The sequence below is a fragment of the Prosthecobacter sp. genome, from assembly GCF_044226605.1.
Lineage (GTDB): Bacteria > Verrucomicrobiota > Verrucomicrobiia > Verrucomicrobiales > Verrucomicrobiaceae > Prosthecobacter.
In genome coordinates, this window is sequence record NZ_JBGAGS010000002.1 from 1 (window position 1) to 25,168 (window position 25,168).

The following is a 25,168-nucleotide window of genomic DNA, read 5'->3' on the forward strand; positions in this document are numbered from 1 at the left end:
TGCGCAATCTCATCGCGGCTGCCTTCGCCTTTGTCATAAGAACTCAGGATGCGTTCACGCAAATCAAGGGAGAGTGTGGCCATGTGCCTTCATAGCATGTCATCGCCACAATGGCTATATAATTATTTAAAATGCTCTAGCGCTCCGATATTCATCGACACATAAATCGCTGATGGGTCCGAATGCGGGGAGTATTTGTCGATGATCCAGATGCGCGCAATGTAAGTGCAGGCTACTCCCAGGGCAAAGAGGAGTGCCGTTTCTCCAAAGAACGCTTTCCAGGGTGAACGCATGATTTGGTGTTGGCTGCTACACCATCGCCAGCGCGGCCTCGATGCTTGCCCCATCATGCACCATGGCCATCAGCGCACGCGTGATGCCGGTTGGATTGGGATGCTGGATGACATTACGGCCATAGACGATCCCTGAGGCTCCCTGTTCCAGCAGACCCTGCGTACGTTCCAGGATTTCTCGATCGCTCACACGCCCGCCTCCGCGCACCAGCACCGGAATGCCGGAAGCCGCTTCAATGACCTTGTGGTAGCGGCTGACGTCCGTCGTCGGATCCGCCTTGATGATGTCCGCCCCCAGCTCCACCGCCTGACGTACCAGGTTGGTGATGGTCGGTTCGTCTCCATTGACCATGTAGCCACCGGCGATCTCGTTTGGCTGAAACACCAGCGGCTCCACCATCATCGGCATGCCGTAGTAGTCGGCCTGGGGCTTGAGCTTGAGGATGTTTTCAATGCACTCCGCATGCACCTCGGGTGCTCCAGGGATCTGGAAGAGATTCACACAGACGCACGCTGCATCATGACGCACCGCCTGGAGCATGCAGTCTTCGATCATGAGGCTGAAGCGGCGGTTTTCCGGCAGGGTCTTGCCGTAGATGTTTGCCACATCGGTACGCAGGACCAGGCTGGGCTTTTCCCTTCCAGGAATTTCCTGCAGATGCCGCGCCATGCCAAGCGTGAGCTGGATGGCATCCGGCCCGGCCTCGACAAGCGTCTTCACCACCTTGCGCATGTCCTCAATGCCCTGGATGAACCCGGCCTGGTTGAAGAACCCATGATCCACAGCGACATCGAAGCAGCGGTTGGACTTGGCATTGAAAAGACGTTTGAGGCGGAAGGATTTCATGGTGGCGCATTGTGACGCGGCGTCCCGCGCGGTCAACTTGCGCGACGGGGCCCCAAGAGCCTGCCGCTTACCGCGAAGCGTCCACGGAATGCTACAGGGCAGATCGCAAGATTCCCACCAGTTCCTCGTGCGTCAGCGTCACGGGATTCGCTTTCATGCTGCTCGCTGCGGCGGCTTTCCGGGCGATTTCTTCGAGGTCGGCTTCCGCAATGCCCCAGGCTCTCAATTGAGGAATCTGCAACCGTGCAGTGAGTGCGTGAAGATAATCCACCGCATTGCCGCAGAGCATGGTGTCGATTTGCACAAACTTGCTGCGGTCTTTCACACGCTGGGAGTTGGCTTCCCAAACGGGGGCGAGCAAAGCAGCGCAGACGGCACCATGCGGTGCGTGAAACATGCCACCAATCGGGGCTGCAAAGCCATGGACGGCACCGAGTCCGGCGTTGGCGAGCGCGATGCCGCTGTTGAGGGCGCACAGGGCCATGTCTTCGCGGGCGTCGAGGTTGTGACCATTTTGCACGGCGTGTTCGAGGGAACGCACGGCACGCTGAATGCCATCAAGGCAGAGGGCGTCGGTCATCGGCTGCGCGCGGGAGCAGACGAAGGCTTCGAGGCACTGCGTCAGCGCATCCATGCCGCTGGCGGCGGTGACATGGGCCGGGACATCGACCGCCAGTTCGGGATCGATCAACGCAACTCGTGGCAGCATGGAGATGTGGCGCAGGCTGGCCTTCACACGATGCTCGGTGCTGGCGAGCACGGCATTGCGCGTGGCTTCAGCACCCGTGCCGGCGGTGGTGGGCACGGCGATGTAGGGCAGGGGAGCGACTTCAAGCGGCTTGCCGTCACCGATGACTTCAATGTAGCGCATCAGGTCACCCGGCTGCGTGCTCATGGCTGCGATGGCCTTGCCAGCATCGACCACACTGCCGCCGCCGATGGCGACGATGACATCCGCTTCGAGCTCCTTGGCAAGCGAGACCCCTTCTTGGATGTCCTCCACGGTGGGTTCTCCGCTGACGGCATGAATGCCGACATGCGGCAGGAGCGAAGCATACTGCTGCGGGCGGCTGCCGGTGATGAGCAGGGTGCGCTGGCCAAAGCTGCGGCAGAGTTCCGGCAGCTCGCGGACGACACCTCGACCGAAGATGATGCGCTGGGCGGTGGCGAATTCGAAGCGGTTCATCGGCTCAGCGTCATGACGCACTCCAGGTGCTTGGTCTGCGGAAAGAGATCGAAGGGCTGCACGGTGCCGAGCTTGAATCCGGCCTCGGTGAAAAGGACGAGGTCGCGCATCTGCGTGGCGGGGTTGCAGGAGATGTAAACAACGCCCTTGGGATTGAAGGCAAAGAGCTGGTGTAGAAACTCGGGGCTGCAACCTGCACGGGGTGGATCGATGATGACGACAGTGTCCGCACCGGCATGCGGCACGTCTTTGAAAACGTGCTGCGCATCGGCGGCGATGAAGCGGCAGTTCGTGAGAGAGTTGATCTCGGCGTTGTGCGCGGCTTTTTTGACGGCGGTTTCAGAGATCTCCACGCCGATGACCTGCTCGAAGTCGCGAGCGGCGCTGATGGCAAAGAGGCCGCTGCCGCAGTAGGCATCCACAAGGTATTTGGCGCCGGTCGCCTTGGCTTCGTCGATGGCGTGGCGGACGAACTTGGGCAGGATGAAGGGATTGTTCTGGAAGAAATCACCGGCCTGGAACTCGAAGCGGACTCCGTCCACATCTTCGACGGCGATTTCATCGGGGCGGGTGAGGACGCCATTGCTGGCAGCGCGCATCAGCAGGGTGGCGCCGTTTTTAAATTCGGCGGAGTTCGCACGGGCACGTTCGCGCACGGCGGCAAGCTGGGCATTGAGCGCGGGCATGGCGATGGGGCACTGCTCCACGTCCACCATGGCATTGCGGGTGCGGGCACGGAGGAAGCCGATGGCACCGATGCCACCCTCCTTGGGGCGATGAAAGTGAGGGGTGATCTTGGAGCGGTAGCCGTACTGAACGGGCGATGGGATGACCGGAGCCACAGGGTGCTCGATTTTGGCCATGTGCTTGAGCAGATCGGCTACCTGGCGCTGCTTGGAGGTGAGCTGTTCCTCATAGGCGAGGTGCTGGTACTGGCAGCCGCCGCACTGGCCGAACAGGCTGCACTGTGGCGTGACGCGGTTTGGCGAGGGCTCGATGACTTCGACAAAGTCGGCCTCGCTGTAGTTCTTGTGATTGCGGAAGACACGGCACCTTACCAGCTCACCTGCGAGCGTGAAGGGAACGAAGACGACCCAGCCGTCCACACGGGCGACTCCTGCGCCCTCGTTGGTGAGGCTTTCGATGCGGACGTCCAGCTCCTGATGGTAGGCGAAGGGATGGGGATTGAATTTGCGCGGCGGTTGTTGCATGCGTCGCGTCAGGGTTTGGCTGGGGGCTTCATGGTCATGTAGGTGCGGCCGGTGACCTTGCCGGTGGCAGGGTCCAGAGTTTCGACCCGCAGTTCTTTCAAAGCCTGCACGCCATTGACCTTCTGCGCGCTGATGACTTCGTAGTGTTTGATGACCTTGCTGTTCTGGTCATACGCCATCATTCTGAGGGCGGTGCCGCTGGCCTGATGGACGTAAATGTCCACGGCATGGTAGGGGCTGGCTTTTCCGGGATTCATGACGCGCACCACCCAGCACTTCAGCTTGCTGACCCGGGTCTCCTGCATCAGCTCCGGGCGCGGCCAGTAGAGGAAGCCGAGGGAGAGGTCCTCATAGTTAAAGTCCATGCCGCGCACCTGGCTGCCGAGCTGGCTGGAGGGAACTTTGTTGGTGGCTCCTTTGCGTGTCTGGTAAAGCGTGGCGGGAGTGGTGCTGAAGTCCAGCCGGATGCTCTCCACCGGCGGATTGGTAAACACGAAATTCATGACCTCATTTCCCATGGTCAGCTCCATTGGCTCGGTGCGGCCGCTGTCGCCATCGCGCAGTTCGCCTTGCAGTTTTTGATTCTGGTGGGCGTAGTTTTGCCGAACGGTCCGCAGGATTTCCTCGGCTGTCTTGGGCGGCGTGTCTGCGGCACGCAGCAAGGGCGTGAGCAGCAGGGTGGCGAAGAAGAGGCACTTCATGACGTGGAAAGTAAAGGAGACTGGTAGAAAGCGGCGGCGCCTTTTTCAGGGGCTACTGCTTCACCGGATCGTCCAGCGTCATGTAGGTGCGGCCGATGACGGAATCGTTGGCGGGATTGATGGTTTCGATCCGCATCTCCTTGAGGGTGGTGGCTCCCTCCACCTTCTGCACTTTGGTCACCTGATAGCGCTTCACGATTTTGCTGTTGCGATCCCAGGCCGCCATTTTGGCGGCGCCGCCGCTGCCCTGATGCACCCAGAGGTCAACTGCGTGGTAGGGGCCTTCCTTGCTCGGATTCGTCACACGGACGCGCCAGCACTTCTGGCCGCTCACGCGGTCGTCGCCCATGAGCTGGGGGCGGGGCCAGTAGAGGAAGGCGAGGGAGAGGTCCTCGTAGTTGAACTGCATGCCGCGGACTTTGTCCCCGTGCTGGGAATCCGGCACCACGGAGGAGCCGCCCTGGCGCACCTGATAAAGCGTGGCCGGAGAGGTGTTCATGTCCAGGTGCACGATCTCGGGCGGCTGATTTTTAAACAGGAAGCGCATGACGCGGTTCTGCATGGTCAGCGTCATGGGCTCCACGCGGCCGGTGGCGTCGTCCCGCAGCTGGCCGTTCATCTTGTAATTTTGCAGCGCGTAGCTGTTTTGCACGATGCGGATGATTTCCTCGGCGGTTTTCGGCTGGGCATCTTCAGCGCGCAGGGCGGAGGCGAGCAGCAGCGGGAGCAGGAAGAGACGTTTCATATAAGAGGGAGGGATTGGAGACGACACTTTGACATGCGGGCGGCGTCCACTATTCAATGCGCCTGACCACCATGCAGCGCCAGCGCTTTCTCTATGCCGCACTCGGCCTGCTCACGCTCTGGCGCTGGGCTCTGCTGCCGACGCTGGATCTCGCGCCGGAGGAGGCGGAGGCAGTCTTTGCCATCAAGCATGGAGAATGGGGTGGTTTTTTCGGGCTGGGCGCGCTGGTGCAGTTTTTTGCAAGGCTGGGTACGCTGATTTGGGGTGTGAATGAAGTGGGGGTGCGATTCTTCGCACCGCTGCTGGCGCTGGCGGCCTCTCTGGCGGTGTGGCGGCTGGCTCGCGATCTCTTTGATGCAGTGATCGCGGGCTGGACGGTGGTGATCGTGAATGTTCTGCCTGCTTTCAACCTCGCGGCCGTGACGCTGACGCCAGCCACGGTGGCCTGCGCGCTGGCGCCCGCTGCGGCGCTGTGCCTGCGCCATGCGCTGCAGCAGACGGACCCGCTGCACCGGGCCTGGGGAGCGGTGGCCGCCTGCGTGGCACTGGCGCAGCCGCCCGCCTTCGCCATGATGGCGGCTGTGACTGGGTTCTTCGCCCTGCCCGGGCGGCTGCGGCATCATCTGCATGGGGTGAGTTTCAGAATAATCGCAGGGGCGTGGGCTGTGGTCGTACTGAGCTGGCTGATCTGGCAGGACTGCACCGGCTGGCCGGTGATGGCGGAGTGGCGCTGGCTGCCCGAATGGCGGCTGCTGCCGAATCTGCTGCGGTGGCTGCTGCTGGCCTCTCCGCTGCTGCTGGTGCTCCTGGTGCTGAGCGTGCTGGCGGGCTTCACCCCCAGCATGCTGATTTCCCACCGCAGGCTGCCGATGGCCATGCTGCTGCCGCTGGCGGTGGTGGACTTCTTCTACGGTCCGCATACGGACTGGCCGGATGCAGGCGGCTCGGCTTGGATGCTCTTTGCTGCGATGCTGCTGGCACACCGCGCGGCGGTGACCCAGACGCCGGAGATCGAGCAGAAGATCAGCCTGCGCACCATCGCCGTCGTACTGGCAGCGCTGCAGAGCGCCTTCCTGCTGCAAACGGACCTGCCGCGCACGCTGGGGTTTACGTGGTCCTTTTCTTCAGATCCTTCCAGAACCATGCGCGGCTGGCGTGAGAGCGCGAGGGTCGTCTCCGCCGTGCTGCAGCAGGCGGGTGGCGCTGAGGGGAAATGGTTTGTGCTGGCGGCGGACCGGCCGCTGGCTGTGGAGCTGGATCATTACCTGGGCCGGACGGAGCCGGTGCAAACGGCTGGGAGTGACCTGCGCTCATTTGCCGGGCGCAGTGCGCTGTATGTCACGGAAGGCAGGGAACTGCCGGAGGGGCTTAAAAAGCAGTTTCAGCGCACGGAAGTGCTTTCCGTGGCCAGGGTGATGCATGCGGGCAATGAGGTTCGGGGGCTGAAAATCTTTGCTTGCCACGATTATCGTCCGCCCGACCTTTAATGCTGTTTTCTGCCAAACCATGCCCTCGTCTCCCGCCATTTCTGTCGTCGTGCCTCTTTATAATGAGGAGGACAATGTCGTGGAGATGCAGCAGCAGATCGACAAGGTGCTGAACGGGCGGGATTACGAACTGGTGCTGGTGGATGACGGCTCAAAAGACCAGACTCTGGCACGGGTGCAGCGTGGCGCGCGGGTGCGGGTGATCGTCTTTGAAAAGAACAGCGGCCAGAGCGCGGCCATGCACGCCGGTATCCACTCCGCGCTGGGAGATGTGATCGTGACGCTGGATGGCGACCTGCAAAATGACCCAGCTGACATTCCGGCGATGATCGCGAAGCTGGATGAAGGCAGCGGCTATGACCTGGTGTGCGGCTACCGCGCCAAGCGCAAGGACACGACCTTCAAGAGGCTGCAAAGCCGAATCGCCAACTTCGTGCGCTCGCGCTTTGTGGGAGATCATGTGCGTGACACGGGCTGCACGCTGAAGGTCATGCGCCGCGACTGCCGTGAGGCGCTGCTGCTTTTCAACGGCATGCACCGCTTCATTCCCGCTCTGATCCGCAACATGGGCTGGCGTGTGACGGAAATGCCGGTGAACCACCGCCCGCGCATCCATGGCGTGAGCAAGTATGGCTTTGGCAACCGGGCGCTGCGGGCGACGATGGACATGTTTGGCGTGCGGTGGCTGAACAGCCGGCGCACACGATACGTGATCCGAGAGGAGAGGGTGGGGTGATGCGTTTCTGTTGTTGACGAGGCAACCGCTTCGCAGCCATGCTGTGCCACAGCACCAAGGATGAACCTACGCGAACAACTGCGACAACTGCTGCCCGAAATCTTACCGCATGATCCTGCGGATTCGATCAAGGGCACCGAGCTCATCCGTCTGGTGCGCCTGCGCCTGGGTGATGGCTACAGCGATGCCACGCTGCGGTATCATTTTTCCATTCTCAGCTACGATCCGACCTCGCCCATCGCCAAGGTGGACCAGGGGCAGGGCTACTATCAGCGGCAGAAAAAAACGCTGAGCGCCGGCAGCAATGGCGTGACGCGTCAGGGGCTGTTCGACAGCGAGCTGGGGGAGAGCGACCAGTGCTGGTCACGCTACCTGCGAGTGGTGGCCATTTATGAGCGGCTGTGTTTGCAGCGTTCGCGGTTTCCTTTTCTGCTCAATCGGAACAGCAGCGGAGCCCCGAGCATGGAAGGCGAGTGGGACATCCCGGATCTCGTGGTGGCGGACTGGGACCTGGACACGGGAAGCGATGACGCGCCGCGCTTTGACGCCGCGATGCTGGACCTGCGCCGCCACCTTGGCGGGCCAGAAGTGGGCCTCGCCGGTGTGCAGCTGAAACTGAGCGTAGCGCTGGATACTTTCAGCTCCGACTTTTTCCAGGCGCTGAGCGCCACACGCTGGACTTTGCAGAGCGAGATCGTGATTGCGGAAGGACTGAACGACGAAGCCCTTGTGGATGCGCTGCGCAGCCTTGGCCATCAGTTTGGCGTGGGCATCAGCTGCCTGGGCATTCCGCTCACCGTGCTGGACGAACTTCCCTCCGCCAAGGAACTGCGCGCCATGACGGCGGCGGAGTTTGAGGCGGTGCACAATCTGCTGCGCATCCAAAAAATCACGCTGCCGACTCCGCGCCACAGCATCGACTGGCAGGCGCTGAATGCGCTGCGGAAGAAGCATGAGTCTGTGGCGGACTTGGTGCGCTGGCTTTCCGAGTGCCTGGCGAAGCGGCAGCCGGAATGGGTGGGCGGGGTGGTGAGGTGATGCTCTATGCTCAAGAAATTCAAAGAACGGCTGGCGGCCTACACTCCAGAAGCGGCTTTGAAAATGCGGCAAAGGATGATGAAGTCGCTGCGATCTGGCATCATTTGGTTTGGAGTTCTGGGCAGCTTTACCGCTTACCTTACATGGAAGATTGCGAGCGGTGAGAGCAATGGGGCGCATGTTGCTTTTGCTTCGCTGGCGACGGGCGTCTTATTGTTCAGCCTGTTGGTGGCATACGAGCGCATGAAGGACTTTTTCGTCACTCCGCCGAACCTGCATCCTTATTTTAGTGCGAAGCTACCTGGCTGTGCCTTGGACCTAGGAGCCGAGATGTTGAAGCAATCGCGAGCGCTCGATTCTCTTGCAGCGGCTGCGGGCCTGAAAAGAATCGGAGAGTTTGTTTCGGACGACGATTTTTTCGATGGGCCGGGTCCCACGTGGCACCTTGCAGAAGAAGGGGTGGCGACTTTCGAGATGCTGCTCAAGCAGGCGAATTTACAACCATGCGTGAAGGCTGCCGAAAGCGACCTGAAATCCATTCTTGATTTTCTGCTGCTGGCCCGAGCCAATGGCACGCAGTTCTGCCTGCTGTTCAGAGAGATCCACGTGACCAACCACATGGAGTGGGAGCAGCGCAAGGGGTTTTGCTGACGGATGGCAGCCTGCCGGAGGTCAACGAACGAATCGATGTTCCGGCAGGAAGATTGCTGTGAAAGCGGGGGAAATGAATTTATTTTTACGAACGTTCATTGAAGCCGCATGACACGACGCACCTTTCTCACCTCTGCCGCTGCTTTCGCGGCTGCGCTGCCATCTTCAGGAGCGTTGCGCGGGAAGAAGATGGGAATTGTGATTCATTCGTACCCGAAGCGCTGGCAGGGGAAGTACTCGAACCTGAAATTCCCGCCGTTTGAGCATGCGCTGGATGTGCTGGACCATGTGCGGGATCTGGGGGTGGGCTCGCTGCAGATCATGGTGGGCGGGTGGACGAGTGAATTTGCGGGGAAGGTGAGGGCGACGTGCGAGTCTTACAGCATCAAGCTGGAGGGCAGCATCACTCTGCCGAAGAACGAGAGCGATGTGGGGCGCTTTGAGCAGGAGGTGCGCATTGCCAAGGAAGCCGGTGCCACGATTTTTCGTTCTGCAACGGGAGGGCGGCGCTACGAGCTGTTTTCCACGCTTGAAGAGTTCAAGCACTGGAAGGATGGGGCGTTCAAGTCCATGCAGCTGGCGGAGCCGGTGGCGAAGCGGCAGCATGTGCGGATCGGCATTGAGAACCACAAGGACTTTCATGCGGCGGAACTCGCGGAGGTGCTGGGGCGGCTGGGGTCAACGCATATCGGAGCCTGTGTGGACACGGGGAACAGCATCGCGCTGCTGGAAGATCCGATGACGGTGGTGGAAACGCTGGCGCCGTTTGCGGTGACCACGCACATCAAGGACATGGCGGTGCAGGAGAGTCCGACGGGATTTCAGCTGTCCGAGGTGCCGCTGGGAGAGGGCATCTTGGATCTGCCGCGCATGTTTGCGCTGTTTGAGAAGTACAATCCCGTCATCGAGCACCACCTGGAGATGATCACGCGAGATCCGCTGGACATTCCCTGCCTGAAGCCGGGGTACTGGGCCACCTTCCCTGACAAGCCTGGCACGGAACTGGCGCGCACCCTGAGCATGGTGCGTGAGCACAATGCCGCCAAGCTGCCGAAGACCAGCGGGCTCAAGCTGGAGGAAGCGCTGGAGTTTGAAGAGGCCAACATTGTGAAATGCCTGCACCAGGCGGGTGAGAAACTGGGCTTCATGCCATCGCTGAAGCCCAAGCCGCCGGCGAAGAAGGAGGAGCATTGATGCATGGGCGGTTGAGGAATCCGCCAGTGCATCCATGATGGGCAGTCCGTGTCCGAACTTCTTCCAACCGCAGCCTCCACCCCCATTCACGACGCCAAGATGGCGTTGCAGAAGTATTTTGGGTTTCGTGAGTTTCTGGACGGGCAGGAAACGGTGATGGCGAGCATCCTGAGCGGGCGGGACACCATGGTCATCATGCCCACGGGTGGCGGCAAATCGCTGTGCTACCAGCTTCCGGCCATGGTGATGGAGGGGGTGACCGTGGTGGTGAGTCCGCTGATCGCGCTGATGAAGGATCAGGTGGATGCGCTGGAGCGGCGGGGCATTCCGGCCACGCTGATCAACAGTTCGCTGGCGCTCGGGGAGCAGCAGGCGCGCATCGATGCGCTGCGGCGTGGGGAGTACAAGCTGGTGTATGTGGCGCCGGAGCGCTTTCGCAGCCGCATGTTTACGAATGCGCTGCGGCAGGTGCAGATCGCGCTGTTTGCGGTGGATGAGGCGCACTGCCTCTCACAATGGGGGCATGATTTCCGACCGGACTACATGAGGCTGGGCGAGGCGCTGGCACAGCTGGACCGGCCGCAGGTGGTGGCGCTGACCGCAACGGCGACGCCGGAGGTGCGCGGGGACATTTTGCAGACGCTGGCGCTACGGGATCCGTTTGTGACGATCCGCGGCTTTGAGCGGCCGAATCTGAGCCTGAACATCGCGCAGACGAAGTCGAACGCGGAGAAGTATGAACGGCTGAAAAAGATCATCGCGCAGTTCAAGACAGGCATCGTCTATTGCTCCACGCGGAAACGGGTGGAGGAGGTGGGAGAGGAGCTGAGGTCATGGAAGCTCAAGGTGATCGAATATCACGGCGGGCTGGATGACAAAGAGCGTGAGTCACGGCAGACGAAGTTCATCACGAAGAAGGCGGATGTGGCGGTGGCGACCAATGCTTTTGGCATGGGCATCGACCGCTCGGACGTGCGCTTTGTGGTGCATTTTGACGTGCCGGGAAGCGTGGAGGCGTATTATCAGGAAGCAGGCCGCGCGGGCCGTGATGGGGAGCCTTCGCAGTGCGACCTGTTCTTCAATTTTGCCGACACCAAGACGCAGGAGTTTTTCATCGACGGAAACAACCCGAGTGTGGACGTCATTCGCGGGGTTTATCAGACGCTTCTCAATGCGGCAGACTCAAACCATGAGGTGCAGGCTTCGATCGATGAAATCACAGAGCGCACCGGCGCGAAGAACAGCATGGCGATTGGGTCGGCGCTGAGCCATCTGGCGCGAAACGACTACATTGAAAGGTTCGACATCCCCGGCAAACGCATCCGTGGAACAAGGCTGCTGCAGCCGAAGGTGCTGACGCGGGATTTGAAGTTTGACCTGGAGGCGCTGCGTGAAAAAGACCGCAGGGACCGGTCGAAGCTCAAGGCGATGATCGACCTCTGCTATGATGACAAGTCCTGCCGGCAGGAACAAATATTGCGCTACTTTGGCGAGAGCGAGAGCACGCCATGCGGCAGCTGCGATGTGTGCCGGGCGGAGGGCGTGGAGGCCCCACGTGAAGGCACGACGGAGGAAGTGACGCTGCTGCGGCAGGCGCTGAGCGGGATTGCGCGCATGTCCACGAAACTTACCGACGGCACCTGGGAGGGACGCTTTGGCAAAGGGCGCATCATCCAGATGCTGGTAGGCAGCAAGTCGAAGGAAATCGTGGATGCGGGGCTCGACCAGCTCACGACGTATGGCCTGCTCAAGCACCTCGGCACCCAGGCGCTGCACCCGCTGTTTGCGGAGCTGGACAAGCTGGGCCTCATCGAGACCAGCAGCGGAGAGTTTCCGAAGGTGACGCTGACTTCACGGGGCGCCGAGGTGATGAAGAAAGGGCTGAACGTGCGGATGCGATGGCCTTCGATGCATGCGCCGGTGGCCAAGCCGAAGGGCAAGACGGCGATGAATGAAGAACTCGCCGCGCGGGAGCTGGGCTTTGATGATGCGCTGTTTGAGAAACTCAAACGCCATCGCAGCACGCTGGCGGAGTCTGAGGGAGTGCCTCCCTACATTATCTTCAGCAATCAGACGCTGGAGTTCATGACGCGGCTGAAACCGAAGACGATTGAGGCAGGGCTGAAGATTCGCGGAGTAGGCGAAAAGAAAGCGAAGGAGTATCTGCCGGACTTTATCCAGATCATCAAGAAGCACGGTTGATGACCTGAAGTGGTGGATAAAGGCTATGCTTAGCCTGGGGTGAAGAGTGCAACTAATCAGCCAAGATAAGCGGCGGAAGCTCAAAGAACTAACTCGTATCTTCGCAAAACAAGGTTCTGTCAGCGTGACAAAAAACTTACTTATATATGATATAGTAATCATAAATCCAAGCTTGTGCCGAGTGAGTGTTCCTTTAGTTTTCAGGCATGAAAAATGACAAAGGAGCAACTGCATCCACAGCATGGAGAACCATTTTGCTCTCCTGCCTCATAGGCCTGGCAAGTGATGCAGTTGGACAGCTGCCTTTTCAGTCATCTCAGTGGGAGGTGTCCAATCCGACCTCGACGCAAAGCCTTCTCTCCGAGATCACTTTTGACCAGTACAGTTCAGGAGCCTACGGTTATGCTGTTTCGGAAGATTGGTATAACTATTATGTCAACCCGCAATCACAACCCTTTCCGCCATACTATGCCAGCATTTACGGGCCGGGAATCGTGGGCGTAGGTCCTGCTTCGGGCTTTGGGTCTGATCAGACGAGCTTGTTCACGGGGTTTGCCGACAATGGGGGCCCTGGCATCGTCACCATCCAGGATACCATCAGCCTGGATGGACCGGGCGGCTATTTGAATGGTCTGAGCTTCGATGTCTATACGGGAGAGCTCCCAGGAGGGTTGCATGGTCCGACTTCTTTCTATGTGCAAATATCGACGGACAGCAGTTTTTCGGTCTATTGGCAGAGTGAACTGGTGCAGCTGGTGCCAGGCACAGCCAACGCCATTCATTGGGATATTACGAACCCTGACGGCAATGATGCGAATGGCGACGGAATCGCTGTCATGAGCGCCCTGCCGCCCACGACGCAGAACACGAACTGGAGAAGCCTGTATTATGATGTCAACTACAACAGATCTGCCAGTCTGGAGGTTCGAATCGTTGCGAGCGGTGCCAACAGCAGCCTGACGGGACTCGGACTGGACAACATTCAGATCACCGGCCTGGCTCCCGTTCCGGAACCTTCCTCCTGTCTGCTGCTTGTCCTGGGCATGTGCCTTCTAGGAGGCCGTGCCCGCACTCGCAGGGCATGAATGAGGAAAATCAATAAACTGGGTTTGAACTGTAGGGCCGCTTCAGTACGCGAGCTCTTTGAATGATGTCCGAGGGATACTCGGGAGTGCCGCGATCCATGAGGTTTTCGAGGCTTTGGGATGCGTCCAGGATGGCGCGAACCTGGCCGCCCACGGTGGGCGCGGGATTGAGGTAGTCGCCGATGCCCGCGACGGCTTTGTAAACGACCGACATTTCAACGACGAAGAGGTCGTCCAGGCGATAGAACTCGCTGCCGGTGAGGAGTCCGGAACCGATTCGGCCGGTGGGTTGCGCGGGTGAATCGGGGCGCAGAGTTTTGTAGAGACGCGCGCGGGTGACGGGAAACTCCAGGCTGTGCAGGCGGCGTTCGTAGTACTGACGGCGGCCTTGTTCATCGCGCGGGAGTGAGCTGCAGCCACCGGCAAAGATAACGAAGAAGAGGAGAAAAGCGTGGCGGATATTCATGCGCCAAACCTGATGCTGCGGCGGGTCGAATCAACCGCCGTCTTTATTTTGCTTCCACCGCCGTGCTGAACTGCGTGACTTTTCCCGTGGCAGGAGTGGCGGTGAGGGCTGTGTGCAGCGGGGTGCCTGCGGGAAGTCTGGCGAGCGCGGCATTCCGTGCGGCATCTGCGGTGATGGAGTCAGGATGCTGCAGGCTGGTGGCGGCGAGCGCGAGGACATCCGTGACGGCCGGCTTCGCGGCGGAGGAAAGGATGAGCTGCTGGGCGCGATGAGCCGTAGGAACGTCGTCGAGATGAGTGGCGAGAAGGGAGATGCGCCGGAGAGTGGCGTCGTCCATCTGCTGGCTGGGAATGGACTGCAGGGTGTCGAGCGCCTGGGGATACTGTGCGGCAGCGAGCTGAAGCTTTGCAAGGCACTGCAGGGCGGGAATATCATCCGGGAAGCGTTTCAGATAGCTTTCCCACAGCATGGGTGCCGCGGATTCTCCGCGCTGGATGATGTCGATCTGTGCCAGGAGACGCCAGCCTTCGCGATCCTGCGGAGATGAATGGAGATGCGGAATCAGGAGGGCGCGTGCCGCAGCAGGTGAATCTCCATCTGCAAGAGCCTGGGCAAGCTGGAGTGGAGAGAAACGGCCCTGCAGGCGGACGAGCACTTCGGCGAGTTCCCTGCCACGACCGAGCTGGGGTGCCAGCGCTTGAAGGCGGGCGAGCACGCGGGTCTCTCCCATGGCGGCGAGACGGAAGAACAGCTCGCAGGCGATGCTTGTCTGGTGATTGAGATCTGCAATGGCGGCGCCTTCATGAAGCCAGCGGCGATACCCTGCGGTGATGCCCTTGCCCGAAGCGAGATCTGCCAGCGAGAGACGATGCTCCGGGCAGGTGCGCAGCTGGCGCTCGATCCATGGCAGGAGCTCGGCCGACTCTCCGGCAGCACGGGTGGCCAGCAGCGCGCGCTCCATGTGGCGAAGCGGAATGGCGTCCGCTTCCTGGAGGGCGCGAAGGGCATCCAGCGCGATGCGGCTGGCTTCAGCATAGCGTGTGCCTTCGAGCAGGAGTGTGATCTGGAGATCCAGTGCGGATTCGCGCTGGCTTTCGTCAAGGCGCGTGGTTTTGGCTTCGAGCCATTGATTGACGATGCGCAGGGCGGCGGCTGGACGACGGGCAAGGCGGGCGGCCTCGGTGAGGTGAAGGACATTCGGCCATCTGGCGGCCGGAGAGTCGCAGACGCGCTCGTGGATTTCGACGGCCAGATTCATTTCGTGGGCGTTGATGGCCTGGGAGGCGAGAAGTTCGAGCGCCTCGATCTTGTGGGTTTCCCCCAGCCTGTCTCCGGATGCGGAGATGAGCAGGTGGCTGTCATCAATGAGCGGAGCATCCGCCCTGGAAAGCTCGACGAAAACAAGGGCTGCATGAAGCGGGCAGGGAGTGTGCACCGGCCCCTGCTGCACCGTCAGCTGGCGGAGGCGCTGCTCGGGCACGCCTTTGAGCCATGCATGCAGGGCCTGCAGCTCATGGTCTGGCAGTGTGGCAAGCTGGAGGATGGCCGCCTGCTGGAGGTGCCTTGGGGCGCGTGCCAGACTGCTGGCGAGCGTGGTGCGCGTGATGTCGAGCGCCGATGCCTCCTGCGGCGCGGCGGCATCTTTCGCGAGCAGGCGCCAGCCCCAGGCAACGGCGAGCACAGAATAGAAAAAGATAAGCAGGACTGCCTGGCGGGAGGTGCGTGACATGCGGTCTTTGAAAAATGGAAGTGGGAGAAATCAGCGCATCGCTGCGTGGGCGGCTGGCGGCAGGGACTGAAGGGAGACCGTGGAGCGGCAGGCGATTTCGAAACGGACCACTCCACTGGCGTCCGCATGGGTGGTGTAAGGGCGGCCGTTTTCGAGGTAGGCACACTGGCCACGCGGCTCGAAACCGCCGAGCACCACTTCCACGGGACGCAGATCGCAAACCTGGAAGGTGGCTCGGCGGGAGGTCAGCTCCAGAAACTCCACTGTGGAGCTGCATTCAGCGAGATGGATGTGCTGGGCTGGCCGGTCTTTGCTGAGCACAAGCTCCGTGCGGGCCTTGCCCATGGTGTGGATGTAAAGATGACCCTGATGCACGATGTAACCGGTGACGCCCTGGCAGCGCGCCATGTCCGGAAGGCCGATGGCGGCCGGAAGCCGGAAGGTGCGGCAGTCACCGGCATTCAGGATGATCCAGTGGTCCGCAGAGGCGCGCAGAATGCGGGTGTGGCGCGCATCTCGCACGCTGGCGGCGTAGGCGGCGGCGGTGATGGCGTGCAGGGGTTCGCGAGCACAGGTGTCGAATTTTTTCATCAAGGAGGCGATGCCGGCCTCGGTGCGCACATCGGAAAAACTGCAGCGCAGCGCGAGCGGCTCCAGGCGCATGGCATGAAACGAAGCCGTGGCCATGGGGTCTGTGCTGGATTCCGCCGGGAGGCTCTCAACATTCAGGGCGCGGCAGTAGTTCAGCGCTTCCGCGGTGGGGGCGGCATTGGCAGGCCAGAGCATGAGGTCAACGGCCTTGCCAACGGGCAGCAGGCGGCGGTGGATGTAGCTCATGGAGCCGGCGATCTCGCGGGCGATGTCATGACGGGTGGTCTGAGCGCGGTCGTTGAGCTTGCTGGTGATGTCGCTGCCAGCAGTCCACATGGACGGACGGGAAAAGGATGCCGATGCGGCCTGGACCTGAGGCATTTCAAACAAGCTGCGCGCCACGTGCTCGAGCCGGGTGGCTTCTTCCAAATCCTGGCCGGGAAACCATGCCCGGACGTCGGCTTCACAAACGGAAACGGTGACGGGAAGGGCGCAGCGGCTGAGAATGCGGTCGCGCATGATCTCGGAGCAAAGCGGGAAGCCGGGAAGCGTGGAAGGCGTGGAGAAGCCGGCGCTGTCGATGTGGCTGTAGAAGACACGGCGGCCCTCGCGGGTGGTGGTATCGGGAACAGGAAGGGTGTGCTCGGAACCCAGCCACTGGGCAAGGAACGCCGGCAGGTCGAGCTGCGAGGTGGCTGCCTCTGCGACCGGATCGATCCATGCACCGCCCCAGCTGGCGAGGAAGGCCTGATCAAAGTGATGTTCGGCTCCGGTGGCATCGCGGCCATGCAGCGCCAGGACGATGCGGGCGTCTGAAGGAGCTTGGAGATCGAGGAAGCCGATGGAGCGGGAGGTGATACGGGTATTGACGCGCAGCAGGGTAGAATCCATGGCCACGACATTGGTCTTGGCGAGGTGCGGTGCGGGCTGGGCACGACCGCCCAGGCTGAGGTGCTGCATGGCCAGCTGGCGCGAGGCGCCGTCCGTCCATGGCATGCCGGTGAGCAGAAGCGGGATTTTTTTGGCGCGCAGGGAGGGGAGCCATTCGGCAAGTGCTTGCTGCTGCGCAGCACTGAGGACGAGGCAGGAGTCGAGAATGACTGCGGCAAAGGAGTAATCCTGGGGAAGGAACTCAGCGCCGCCGGCGTTGCGAAACTCAAGTTCGCAGCCGAGCCATTCCAGCGACTGGCGCATGAGGCGCGCGGTGGCGGTGGCGGCGGCAGGAGGGGCTTTTTCGCCGACGTGTTTTTCATCCCAGCCATGGAGCACGAGCACGCGGCGGGAGACTTCCTCCAGAGGGCCGAGATTGGTGCCATCCAGCGCCGGGGTGGTGATGAAGGGAAGAGCGCCCAGGCTGGAGAGACGCTGCGCGGCCTCGCGGCAGGCGCTGCGGTCATCCGCCGGAGCGAAATCGACGGCCATGACGCGCATGCCCTGCATCTGCACCGTGCGGATGAGGCGGGTGAGACGTTGTGTTTCTGCGAGGGGAGTCCAGTCCACTGCACCGTCCCTGCCTTCACGGGTGTAAACGCCTAGAGCGAGGAAGCCACTTGCGATGGAGGCTGCTTCATTGCCGAGACCGAGGCGGAGATCGAGCAGGAGATGCTTGTCCGGGTAGCGCTGGCGCAGGGAGGCAGCGAGGGTGAGAACGGCAACGCGGGCGGCTGGCGTGGAGGCTTCGCTGCCGAGGCTGAGGACGAAGCCGTCGAAGCCTTTCTTTGCGGCGGGATCGGCGAGGGCTTCGATGACCCAGGAGGCCCATTGGGGATCGGCGTGATCGATGATGCGGGTGGTGGCGTCCGAGGCGGCAGGCTTGGAGGAGACCTGGCGGCGGGCGCCCAGCATGGCCGCCTGGGAGCCAGTGCGGAAATGCGCGATGTCGAGCAGGGCGAAGCAGTGGTTTCCGAGCGCATGCACGGGCTCCATTTCGAACTCGGCCTGCGGATTCAAAATGGAGAGATCAAAAGCGGCGAGAGAGCGGGCGTCCGGGCGTGCGGACTGATCGACCAACAGGCTGCGATAGGCGGGAAGATCGGCGGCCATGGCGGTGGCTGCGAACAGAATCCAAAGCCCAACGGCAAGGAGGATTGGCAGCAGATCGGGCGAAGAGCGCGGAGACCGGGAAGGGAGTGATGCGGCGGAGTGCATGACAGGTGCGTGTGGCTTTCAAATCTGCGAACACTGTCACGATAGAGTTTCAATAACTGGAAGCAATGCGCTAAACATTGGTTTACAAACAACTTACCTCGCTGACAGAACGCAGAAATCAGTCGCGAAACGGGTGCGGCGAGGAATCGTGGCGGGCATCATGGCCAGCACTCCCGTACGCACCTTTTCCGAAGGCATTTTGATTGATCAGCCGTGGGGAAAACTCACATGGCTGGCGTCGCGTGAAATGGGGAACTCCACGACGATGACGTTTGGGCATGTGATCATCCCGGCGGATCAGACGAATCCAAGACATCGGCACCCGAACTGCGATGAGATTTTGCATCTGCTGAAGGGCAGGCTGGAGCACAGCCTGGGAGATCAGAAGTTTGTGCTGAACGCTGGGGATACGATCTCGATCCCAGCGGGGCAGTGGCACAATGCACGTGCGCTGGATGGGGTAGATGCGGAGATGGTGATCTGCTTTTCTTCGGCGGACCGGGAGACGGAGTTTGAGTGAGGAATTAGGCCGCCCTTACAGGGCTCCAGCATGGGAAAGCTAAATGGATGAAAAAAAAACCCAGGGCGTTGCCCTGGGCTTCGATAGTCCGCACCTTCGGTGCTCAGCCTTTGGTGACGACTTCGTCGAGATTGAGGACGAGGTTGGCGATCATGGTCCAGGCGGCGAGTTCGGCGGGGTTGAGTTTTTCGTCGGGCTTGGATTCGCCATAGCTGATGGCTTTTTTGGCTTCGTCGGGTTTGGCGGTGTAGGCGGCGAGTTCCTTGTCGAGAGACTGGCGGATGATCTCGGCCTCCTGGGCGCTGGGGAAGCGGCCGGCGGCGGTGCGGAAGAGGGCGGTGATTCGTGCATCCGTGCCGCTTTGGGACTGCATGACGTGCTGGGCGAAGTTGCGCGCGGCCTCGAAGAACTGGATGTCGTTCATAAGCGTGAGGGCCTGCAGCGGGGTGTTGCTGCGCTCGCGGCGGAGGCAGTAGCTCTCACGATTGGGCGCGTCGAAGGAGGTCATGTTCGGCGGCGGGGCGGTGCGCTTCCAGAAGGTGTAGAGGCTGCGGCGGTAGAGGGATTCGCCGTGGTCCTGGATGTAGTTGCGGGTGTTGCTGCCGCCGAAGCCGACGGGTTCCCAGATGTTTTCGGGCTGGTAAGGTTTCACGCCTTTGCCGCCGATTTTGGGGCTGAGGAGGCCGGAGACAAAGAGGGCCTGATCGCGCACGGCTTCGGCATCGAGACGGAAGCGCGGGCCGTGCGAGAGGAGGCGGTTTTCGGGGTCTTTTTGAAGAACGAGGTCGGAGCACTGCGCGGCCTGACGATAGGTATGAGAGGTGACGAGCAGGGTGACGAATTTCTTCATGTCCCAGCCGCCTTCGCGGAACGTGATGGCGAGCCAGTCGAGGAGTTCGGGGTGGCTTGGGGGTTCGCCTTGGGAGCCGAAGTCGTTGCTGGTTTTGACAAGGCCGGTGCCGAAGAACTGCTGCCAGAGGCGGTTCACCTGTACACGAGCGGTGAGGGGATGCTGCGGGCTGACGAGCCATTTGGCGAGATCAAGACGCGTGTAGTCGGCCTGCGGGGGCAGGGGCGGGAAGATGGCGGGGGTGCCGCGGGTGACTTTGTCCTTGGGCTTGTCGTACTGGCCGCGGTCCATGACGAAGCTTTCGCGTTTTTCCGGGAGATCGGCCATGATGAAGGTGGCGGGGATGACGTCATCGAGCGTCTTCCTTTTGGACTCGAGCGCGAGCTTCTCGCCGCGTGCGCCTTCGACGAGGCTGCGGGCGCCTTGGTATTCGTTTTCGAACCACCACTCCTTGAGGCGGGTGGTGTCTTTCTCGGACCATTCGGCGGGCTTTTTGCCACGGACGAGAGCTTGCAAATCGTTGGGCAGTTCGGCGACTCGCTTGCCCTGGTTTTTGGTGATCCACTGGCTCCAGGACCACTGCGGATCTTTGGCGGGATCGACGCGTGATGACATGGCGAGGCGGTCCCAGTAAACGGTGCCGCCAAACTGGGTGAAGGCATAGCCGCTGACCTTGATCCCGGGCTTGAGGCCGAGGCGTTCGGCGGGGACTTCGAGCTTCACCCATTGGCCTGCCTCAGGCAGCGCGCCCATTTGTACTTTCTCGGGGGTGCGGACCTGGCCGAAGGGGATGGCGCCTTCCTGGCCCCAGACGGCGCGGTGATTCCAGCCGGCGGTGTGGAACTGCAGCATGATGGCCTTGGGTGGATTGGCGGGGTCGATGTAGCACTGGACGCTGATCTTACCATTGGGTGGTATGTCATACTTGGCACCGCTGGCGAAGAAGTCCTGGGCGACGCCGGTGGCGGTGCGCTTGAGCGCGGCGTTGCCGCTGAAGACGGGTCCTTTGTCTTTGGTGATGATCTGGGTGGGCTCGCCAGAGAAGTCCGCCTTGACGGGGAAGGCGTCTTCAAACCAGACCGTCTCGCTGGTTTGCACGGGCGGTGGCGGGGTTTGAGTGGCGGGGTCGGTGTAGTTCAGGGTCTGGATGGCGGCGCGGATCTTCGTCTGCGTGGCGGCGATGCTTTGGTCCAGCTCGGCGATTTGTTTTTTCTGCTCGGCGGTGCTGAGGCGGAGGATGGGCGGAGTGAGCAGGATGTTGCCGTCCATGGCGGGGTCGGCGGCGCTGTTGAAGAAGGCGTAGAGCGAATAGAATTCCTTCTGCGAGATGGGGTCGAATTTGTGATCGTGGCAGACGGCGCAGCCAGCGGTGAGGCCCATCCAGACGGCGACGGTGGAGTCGGCGCGATCTACGGCGTAGCGGAAGATGAACTCTTCATTGATGCTGCCGCCTTCGCTGGTGGTGACGTTGCAGCGGTTGAACCCGGAGGCGATCTGCTGCTCGACGGTGGCATTCGGCAGGAGGTCGCCGGCAAGCTGCCAGATGGTGAACTGGTCGTAGGGAAGGTTGGCATTGAAGGCGCGCACGACCCAGTCGCGGAAGGGCCACATGCTGCGTTCGTTGTCGAGGTGGAGGCCGTGGGTGTCGGCGTAGCGTGCGGCATCGAGCCAGTAGCGGCCCATGTGCTCGCCGTAGCGTTCGGATTTCAGCAGGCGGGCGACGACTTTTTCATAGGCGTCGGGAGAAGAGTCTGCGAGGAAGGCATCGATCTCCCCGAGAGTGGGAGGGAGGCCCGTGAGGTCGAGGGTGACGCGGCGGATGAGGGTCTCCTTGGAGGCTTCGGGTTGGGGAGAGAGTTTTTCCTCTGCGAGGCGCGACTGGACGAAGGCGTCGATGGGATTGCGGACCGTGCTGCTTTTGACCGGAGGTGGAGCGGTTTTGACGGGCGGCTCGAAGCTCCAGTGCTTTTTGTACTCGGCGCCTTCCTTGATCCAGCGCTGCAGGATTTGTGCCTGGGCGGGAGTGATGTGTTTGTTGGACTCCGGCGGGGGCATGACCTCGTCTTTGTCCTGGGTGAGGATGCGCTGGATGATGGAGCTGGTCTCGGGGCTGCCGGGCTTGATGGGGAAGATGCCGTCGATGGCTTTGTAGGCGACTTCGGGGATGTCGAGACGGAGATCGGCTTTACGCTTCTTCGCGTCGAAGCCGTGGCAGGCGAAGCAGTTGTCGCTGAGGATCGGACGTATATCGCGATTGAAATCGAGCTTCCCGGCCGCGGAGGCGGTGGCGGTCAGGGTGGCAGAAACGAGAAAAGCGCGGAAAAGCATGGGGAGTGAGTACGAAACTCATGCCGCCGGGCTTTCCGGGTTCAGCGGCCAAAGAAATAGCCGGTGGCATGGAAAAAGACCGGCGCGGCGAAGGCCAGGGAGTCCAAGCGGTCCATGAAACCGCCGTGGCCGGCGATGGCGCCGCCCCAGTCTTTAACACCGCGGTCGCGTTTGATGGCGGACATCACGAGGCCGCCCATGAAGCCCATGCAGACGACCAAGGCTGCCATGGCTGCGGCATGGAGGGGGGGAAATGGGGTGGCCCACCAGAGGGCGGCGCCGAGGACCACCGTGGTCAAGCCGCCGCCGAGGAAGCCTTCCCAAGTTTTGCTGGGGCTGACGGTGGGGGCGATCTTGTGTTTGCCGCAGATTTTGCCCCAGACGTACTGCATGACATCGCTCATCTCGACGACGGTGATGAACCAGAAGAGGAGCTTGGCCCGATTGTGCGGCCAGTTTGGAAGTTCCACCCAGAGAATGGCGGGGGCATAGCTGATGCAGTAAACGCAGATCATGAGGCCCCACTGGATTTTGGAGGTGCGCTCCAGGAAGCGGTCGCAGTCGCCAGCGAGTGCGGAGCGCATGGGGACGAAGAGGAAGGCGTAAACCGGGATGAGGATGAGGAACATGATGTACCACTGCGTGGCCAGAAACCAGTAGTGCAGCGGGGTGATGATGAAGAAGACCCAGAAGAGCGTGCGGTGGTCGGCCGGTTTTGTAGGTGTGAGGGTGATGAACTCGCGCAAGGCCATGAAGGAGCTGAAGCAGAACATGACTGCGGTGCCGATGGGGCCGATCATGAGGGCACCTGCAAACACGGCGACCATGCCCCACCAGGCCTTGGTGCGGGCGTTGAGGTTTGCGACGGTGAGTTTGGCGGCGTCTGTGGTGGCGCGCTTCGCGAGTGCCCAGCCGATGACGGAGGCGACGATGAGTAGGCCGAGGGTGCCACCGAGGAGGTAGAGGAGCGCCGGATCGGAGAGGGGTTTCATGCCAGGTGGGAGAGATGTAGCATGAGGAAGCGGGAGGGGACGAGAAAAAAGAGAGAGGGGGGCATCTGCCAGATGAGCACATGAAAATAGCAGGTGGTCCGGCTCGTTCACCGCACTGCCATGGCACGACTTCTTATTCTCTTCATCCTTTTGTCCCTGTCAGCCTCAGCGGCTGAACCCATCACCCGTGTGTATAAGAAGGCAGGGGAGCGGGAGTTGAAGCTGACGATTGTGAATCCGCCGGACTGGAAAAGCACGGATCAGCGGCCTGCGATGGTGTTTTTCCATGGTGGTGGGTGGGTGGGCGGCGGGCCGACGCAGTTCACCCAGCACAGCGAGTATCTGGCGACGCGTGGGATGGTGTGTCTGCAGGTGGAGTATCGTCTGATCAAGAAGGGGGACGCGGGGCCGCCGATTGATTGTGTGCATGATGCGAAGTCGGCGATGCGCTGGGTGCGGGGGCATGCGGCGGAGTTGGGAATTGATCCGAAGCGAATCGGCGCGGGTGGCGGGAGCGCGGGCGGGCATCTGGCGGCGTTTGTGGGGATGGTGGAGGGACTGGATGATCCGCAGGACGATGTGAAGATCTCGCCAAAGGCGAATGCGCTGGCGCTGTTTAATCCGGTATTCGACAACGGGCCGGACCAGGGCTGGGGCTACAGCCGGGTGGGGGAGCATTTTAAAGAATACTCGCCGGCGCACAACATCAGTGCGGATGATCCGCCTGCGATCATCTTTCTGGGGACGCAGGACAAGCTGATCCCGGTGGCGGTGGTGGAACGCTTCAAGGCGGGCATGGAGAAGGCCGGGGTGCGCTGCGAGGCGGTATTTTATGAGGGGCAGGGCCACGGCTTCTTCAATGCCGGGGGGAAGGGCAAGATGAAGTACTACTACGATACTCTCCTTGCGACGGACAAGTTCCTTGCCGCGCTGGGCTGGCTGAAGGGAGAGCCGACGCTGCAGATGCCGCCGGAGGCGTGAATTGCCGTGCAATGTTTGTTCGCTGCAGGACCGCCATTGACAGCAGGGGGATTCCTTCGCTAGACAGAGAACCACCCGCCGCATGAACCTGCCGAACCAACTCACCCTCTCACGCCTGATCCTGACGGCGGTGTTTGTGGTGTGTTTTTACATCCCCTGGGCCAACACGGTGTCGGTGGCGCTGCTGGTGTTTGGCGCGGCGTCGATCACGGATTATTATGACGGCAAGATCGCCCGGGCGCGCAACATTGTGACCAATTTCGGCAAGCTGTTTGATCCGCTGGCGGACAAAATCCTCATCGCCGCGGCCTTTATCCTGTTGTCGGCGGACCAGAACATCCCGGAGGCTGCGCGGATGCCGGCGTGGATCACGATCGTGATTCTGTCCCGCGAATTTTTTGTGACGGGCATCCGGCTCGTGGCTGCAGGGCAGGGGGCGGTGCTGTCCGCGGAGAGGCTGGGCAAGCACAAGATGCTGTGGCAGATCCTCACGGTGATCTATTTCATGATGAGGCAGGCTTCGAACGAGCCGATCTGGAGTTTCACCCATGCCGCCTTTACGGCCAATCCGGAAGTGGAACGGATCGTTGCCGCGGCGCTGGTCTATTTCACCACGCTGCTCACGCTGGTGTCCGGATTCAGCTATTATTGGAAGAACCGGCAGCTGTTTAACGATGCTTGAGACATCTTTTACCCTCCCACCCCAACTCCACTGCCATGACCGCTGAAGAACAATTCGCCACCCTCGGACTCACGCTGCCAGCCGCACCGCCTCGCGGAGGAGTTTACAAGCCGGTCGTGATCGTGGGCAACGTGGCGTATGTGTCCGGCCATGGCCCCTACCTGGGGGACGGGAAGTACCTCACGGGCCGTGTGGGCACGGATCTCGACCTTGAAGCGGGCAAAGCGGCGGCCAAGCAGACCGGCCTGGCCTTGCTGGCCACTTTGAAAGCCGAACTGGGCAGCCTGGACCGTGTGAAACGGGTGGTGAAGCTCCTCGGCATGGTAAACAGCACCCCGGATTTTGGCGACCACCCCAAAGTGATCAATGGCTGCAGCGAACTGTTTGGCCAGGTCTGGGGCGAGGAGTGCGGCATTGGCGCACGCAGCGCGGTGGGCATGGGATCTCTGCCGGGGAACATTGCCGTCGAGATCGAGGGGATCTTTGAGCTGCAATAAAAAACCCG

At 61.3% G+C, this 25,168-nt stretch carries 21 protein-coding genes; 11 read left to right on the top strand and 10 right to left on the bottom strand.

Going from position 1 to position 25,168, the window contains the following annotated elements; translation table 11 throughout:
* Positions 1 to 309: 309 nt before the first annotated feature.
* From ACILSO_RS02160 to ACILSO_RS02180, 5 genes are all read right to left on the bottom strand, one after another.
* Entirely contained in the window at positions 310 to 1,140 is an 831-nt protein-coding gene (locus tag ACILSO_RS02160; RefSeq protein WP_395735716.1) for a class I fructose-bisphosphate aldolase, read from the bottom strand.
* Between the two features lie 91 nt (positions 1,141 to 1,231).
* Complete coding sequence (locus ACILSO_RS02165) at positions 1,232 to 2,326, bottom strand: iron-containing alcohol dehydrogenase (protein WP_395735717.1); 1,095 nt, start codon at positions 2,324 to 2,326, stop codon at positions 1,232 to 1,234.
* Positions 2,323 to 3,537 carry a class I SAM-dependent RNA methyltransferase gene (locus ACILSO_RS02170; RefSeq protein ID WP_395735718.1) on the bottom strand — a complete coding sequence of 405 codons (1,215 nt, stop codon included), beginning with the start codon at positions 3,535 to 3,537 and terminating at the stop codon, positions 2,323 to 2,325. Before ACILSO_RS02170 ends, ACILSO_RS02165 begins: the two co-directional genes overlap by 4 nt.
* 8 nt (positions 3,538 to 3,545) lie before the next feature.
* Positions 3,546 to 4,238: an outer membrane lipoprotein-sorting protein gene (locus ACILSO_RS02175; protein ID WP_395735719.1), complete on the bottom strand. Its 693-nt coding sequence runs from the start codon at positions 4,236 to 4,238 to the stop codon at positions 3,546 to 3,548.
* A gap of 52 nt (positions 4,239 to 4,290) precedes the next feature.
* Positions 4,291 to 4,983 (bottom strand): outer membrane lipoprotein-sorting protein, encoded by a 693-nt coding sequence (locus ACILSO_RS02180; RefSeq protein ID WP_395735720.1) that lies wholly within the window; start codon positions 4,981 to 4,983, stop codon positions 4,291 to 4,293.
* 56 nt (positions 4,984 to 5,039) lie between these two features.
* Here ACILSO_RS02180 and ACILSO_RS02185 point away from each other — a divergent pair, with 56 nt between their 5' ends.
* From ACILSO_RS02185 to ACILSO_RS02215, 7 genes are all read left to right on the top strand, one after another.
* A complete protein-coding gene (locus ACILSO_RS02185) occupies positions 5,040 to 6,470 on the top strand; it encodes a glycosyltransferase family 39 protein (RefSeq protein WP_395735721.1) in 1,431 nt (476 codons plus the stop codon).
* A 19-nt stretch (positions 6,471 to 6,489) separates the two neighbouring features.
* Positions 6,490 to 7,206 (top strand): glycosyltransferase family 2 protein, encoded by a 717-nt coding sequence (locus tag ACILSO_RS02190; RefSeq protein ID WP_395735722.1) that lies wholly within the window; start codon positions 6,490 to 6,492, stop codon positions 7,204 to 7,206.
* A gap of 60 nt (positions 7,207 to 7,266) precedes the next feature.
* Complete coding sequence (locus ACILSO_RS02195) at positions 7,267 to 8,244, top strand: hypothetical protein (RefSeq protein ID WP_395735723.1); 978 nt, start codon at positions 7,267 to 7,269, stop codon at positions 8,242 to 8,244.
* Between the two features lie 6 nt (positions 8,245 to 8,250).
* The gene (locus ACILSO_RS02200) at positions 8,251 to 8,895 is read left to right on the top strand and encodes a hypothetical protein (RefSeq protein WP_395735724.1); all 645 of its coding nucleotides are present in this window, start codon (positions 8,251 to 8,253) and stop codon (positions 8,893 to 8,895) included.
* Between the two features lie 108 nt (positions 8,896 to 9,003).
* Positions 9,004 to 10,089: a sugar phosphate isomerase/epimerase family protein gene (locus tag ACILSO_RS02205; RefSeq protein ID WP_395735725.1), complete on the top strand. Its 1,086-nt coding sequence runs from the start codon at positions 9,004 to 9,006 to the stop codon at positions 10,087 to 10,089.
* A gap of 48 nt (positions 10,090 to 10,137) precedes the next feature.
* Positions 10,138 to 12,291 carry a RecQ family ATP-dependent DNA helicase gene (locus ACILSO_RS02210; RefSeq protein WP_395735726.1) on the top strand — a complete coding sequence of 718 codons (2,154 nt, stop codon included), beginning with the start codon at positions 10,138 to 10,140 and terminating at the stop codon, positions 12,289 to 12,291.
* 206 nt (positions 12,292 to 12,497) lie between these two features.
* Positions 12,498 to 13,376: a hypothetical protein gene (locus ACILSO_RS02215; protein ID WP_395735727.1), complete on the top strand. Its 879-nt coding sequence runs from the start codon at positions 12,498 to 12,500 to the stop codon at positions 13,374 to 13,376.
* A gap of 10 nt (positions 13,377 to 13,386) precedes the next feature.
* Here the strand turns inward: ACILSO_RS02215 and ACILSO_RS02220 are convergent, their stop codons facing one another.
* From ACILSO_RS02220 to ACILSO_RS02230, 3 genes are read right to left on the bottom strand one after another with little or no spacing between them, the layout of a single operon-like run.
* Positions 13,387 to 13,842, bottom strand: coding sequence for a hypothetical protein (locus ACILSO_RS02220; RefSeq protein WP_395735728.1), 456 nt, complete (start codon positions 13,840 to 13,842; stop codon positions 13,387 to 13,389).
* 43 nt (positions 13,843 to 13,885) lie between these two features.
* Entirely contained in the window at positions 13,886 to 15,571 is a 1,686-nt protein-coding gene (locus ACILSO_RS02225) for a tetratricopeptide repeat protein (protein ID WP_395735729.1), read from the bottom strand.
* A 30-nt stretch (positions 15,572 to 15,601) separates the two neighbouring features.
* Positions 15,602 to 18,205: a hypothetical protein gene (locus tag ACILSO_RS02230; RefSeq protein WP_395735730.1), complete on the bottom strand. Its 2,604-nt coding sequence runs from the start codon at positions 18,203 to 18,205 to the stop codon at positions 15,602 to 15,604.
* Between the two features lie 265 nt (positions 18,206 to 18,470).
* Between ACILSO_RS02230 and ACILSO_RS02235 the strand changes: the two genes are divergently transcribed.
* Positions 18,471 to 18,830 (top strand): cupin domain-containing protein, encoded by a 360-nt coding sequence (locus ACILSO_RS02235; RefSeq protein ID WP_395735731.1) that lies wholly within the window; start codon positions 18,471 to 18,473, stop codon positions 18,828 to 18,830.
* Positions 18,831 to 18,933: 103 nt separating this feature from the next.
* Here the strand turns inward: ACILSO_RS02235 and ACILSO_RS02240 are convergent, their stop codons facing one another.
* Together ACILSO_RS02240 and ACILSO_RS02245 are read right to left on the bottom strand one after the other, a co-directional pair.
* Positions 18,934 to 22,008 carry a PSD1 and planctomycete cytochrome C domain-containing protein gene (locus ACILSO_RS02240; protein WP_395735732.1) on the bottom strand — a complete coding sequence of 1,025 codons (3,075 nt, stop codon included), beginning with the start codon at positions 22,006 to 22,008 and terminating at the stop codon, positions 18,934 to 18,936.
* Positions 22,009 to 22,049: 41 nt separating this feature from the next.
* Entirely contained in the window at positions 22,050 to 23,000 is a 951-nt protein-coding gene (locus ACILSO_RS02245; RefSeq protein ID WP_395735733.1) for a phosphatidate cytidylyltransferase, read from the bottom strand.
* A gap of 120 nt (positions 23,001 to 23,120) precedes the next feature.
* Between ACILSO_RS02245 and ACILSO_RS02250 the strand changes: the two genes are divergently transcribed.
* From ACILSO_RS02250 to ACILSO_RS02260, 3 genes are all read left to right on the top strand, one after another.
* On the top strand, positions 23,121 to 23,981 hold the full coding sequence (locus ACILSO_RS02250; protein WP_395735734.1) for an alpha/beta hydrolase: 861 nt from the start codon (positions 23,121 to 23,123) through the stop codon (positions 23,979 to 23,981).
* A gap of 82 nt (positions 23,982 to 24,063) precedes the next feature.
* A complete protein-coding gene (pgsA, locus tag ACILSO_RS02255; RefSeq protein ID WP_395735735.1) occupies positions 24,064 to 24,663 on the top strand; it encodes a CDP-diacylglycerol--glycerol-3-phosphate 3-phosphatidyltransferase in 600 nt (199 codons plus the stop codon).
* A 35-nt stretch (positions 24,664 to 24,698) separates the two neighbouring features.
* Positions 24,699 to 25,160, top strand: a complete 462-nt coding sequence (locus ACILSO_RS02260; protein ID WP_395735736.1) for a RidA family protein — start codon at positions 24,699 to 24,701, stop codon at positions 25,158 to 25,160.
* Positions 25,161 to 25,168 lie beyond the last annotated feature (8 nt).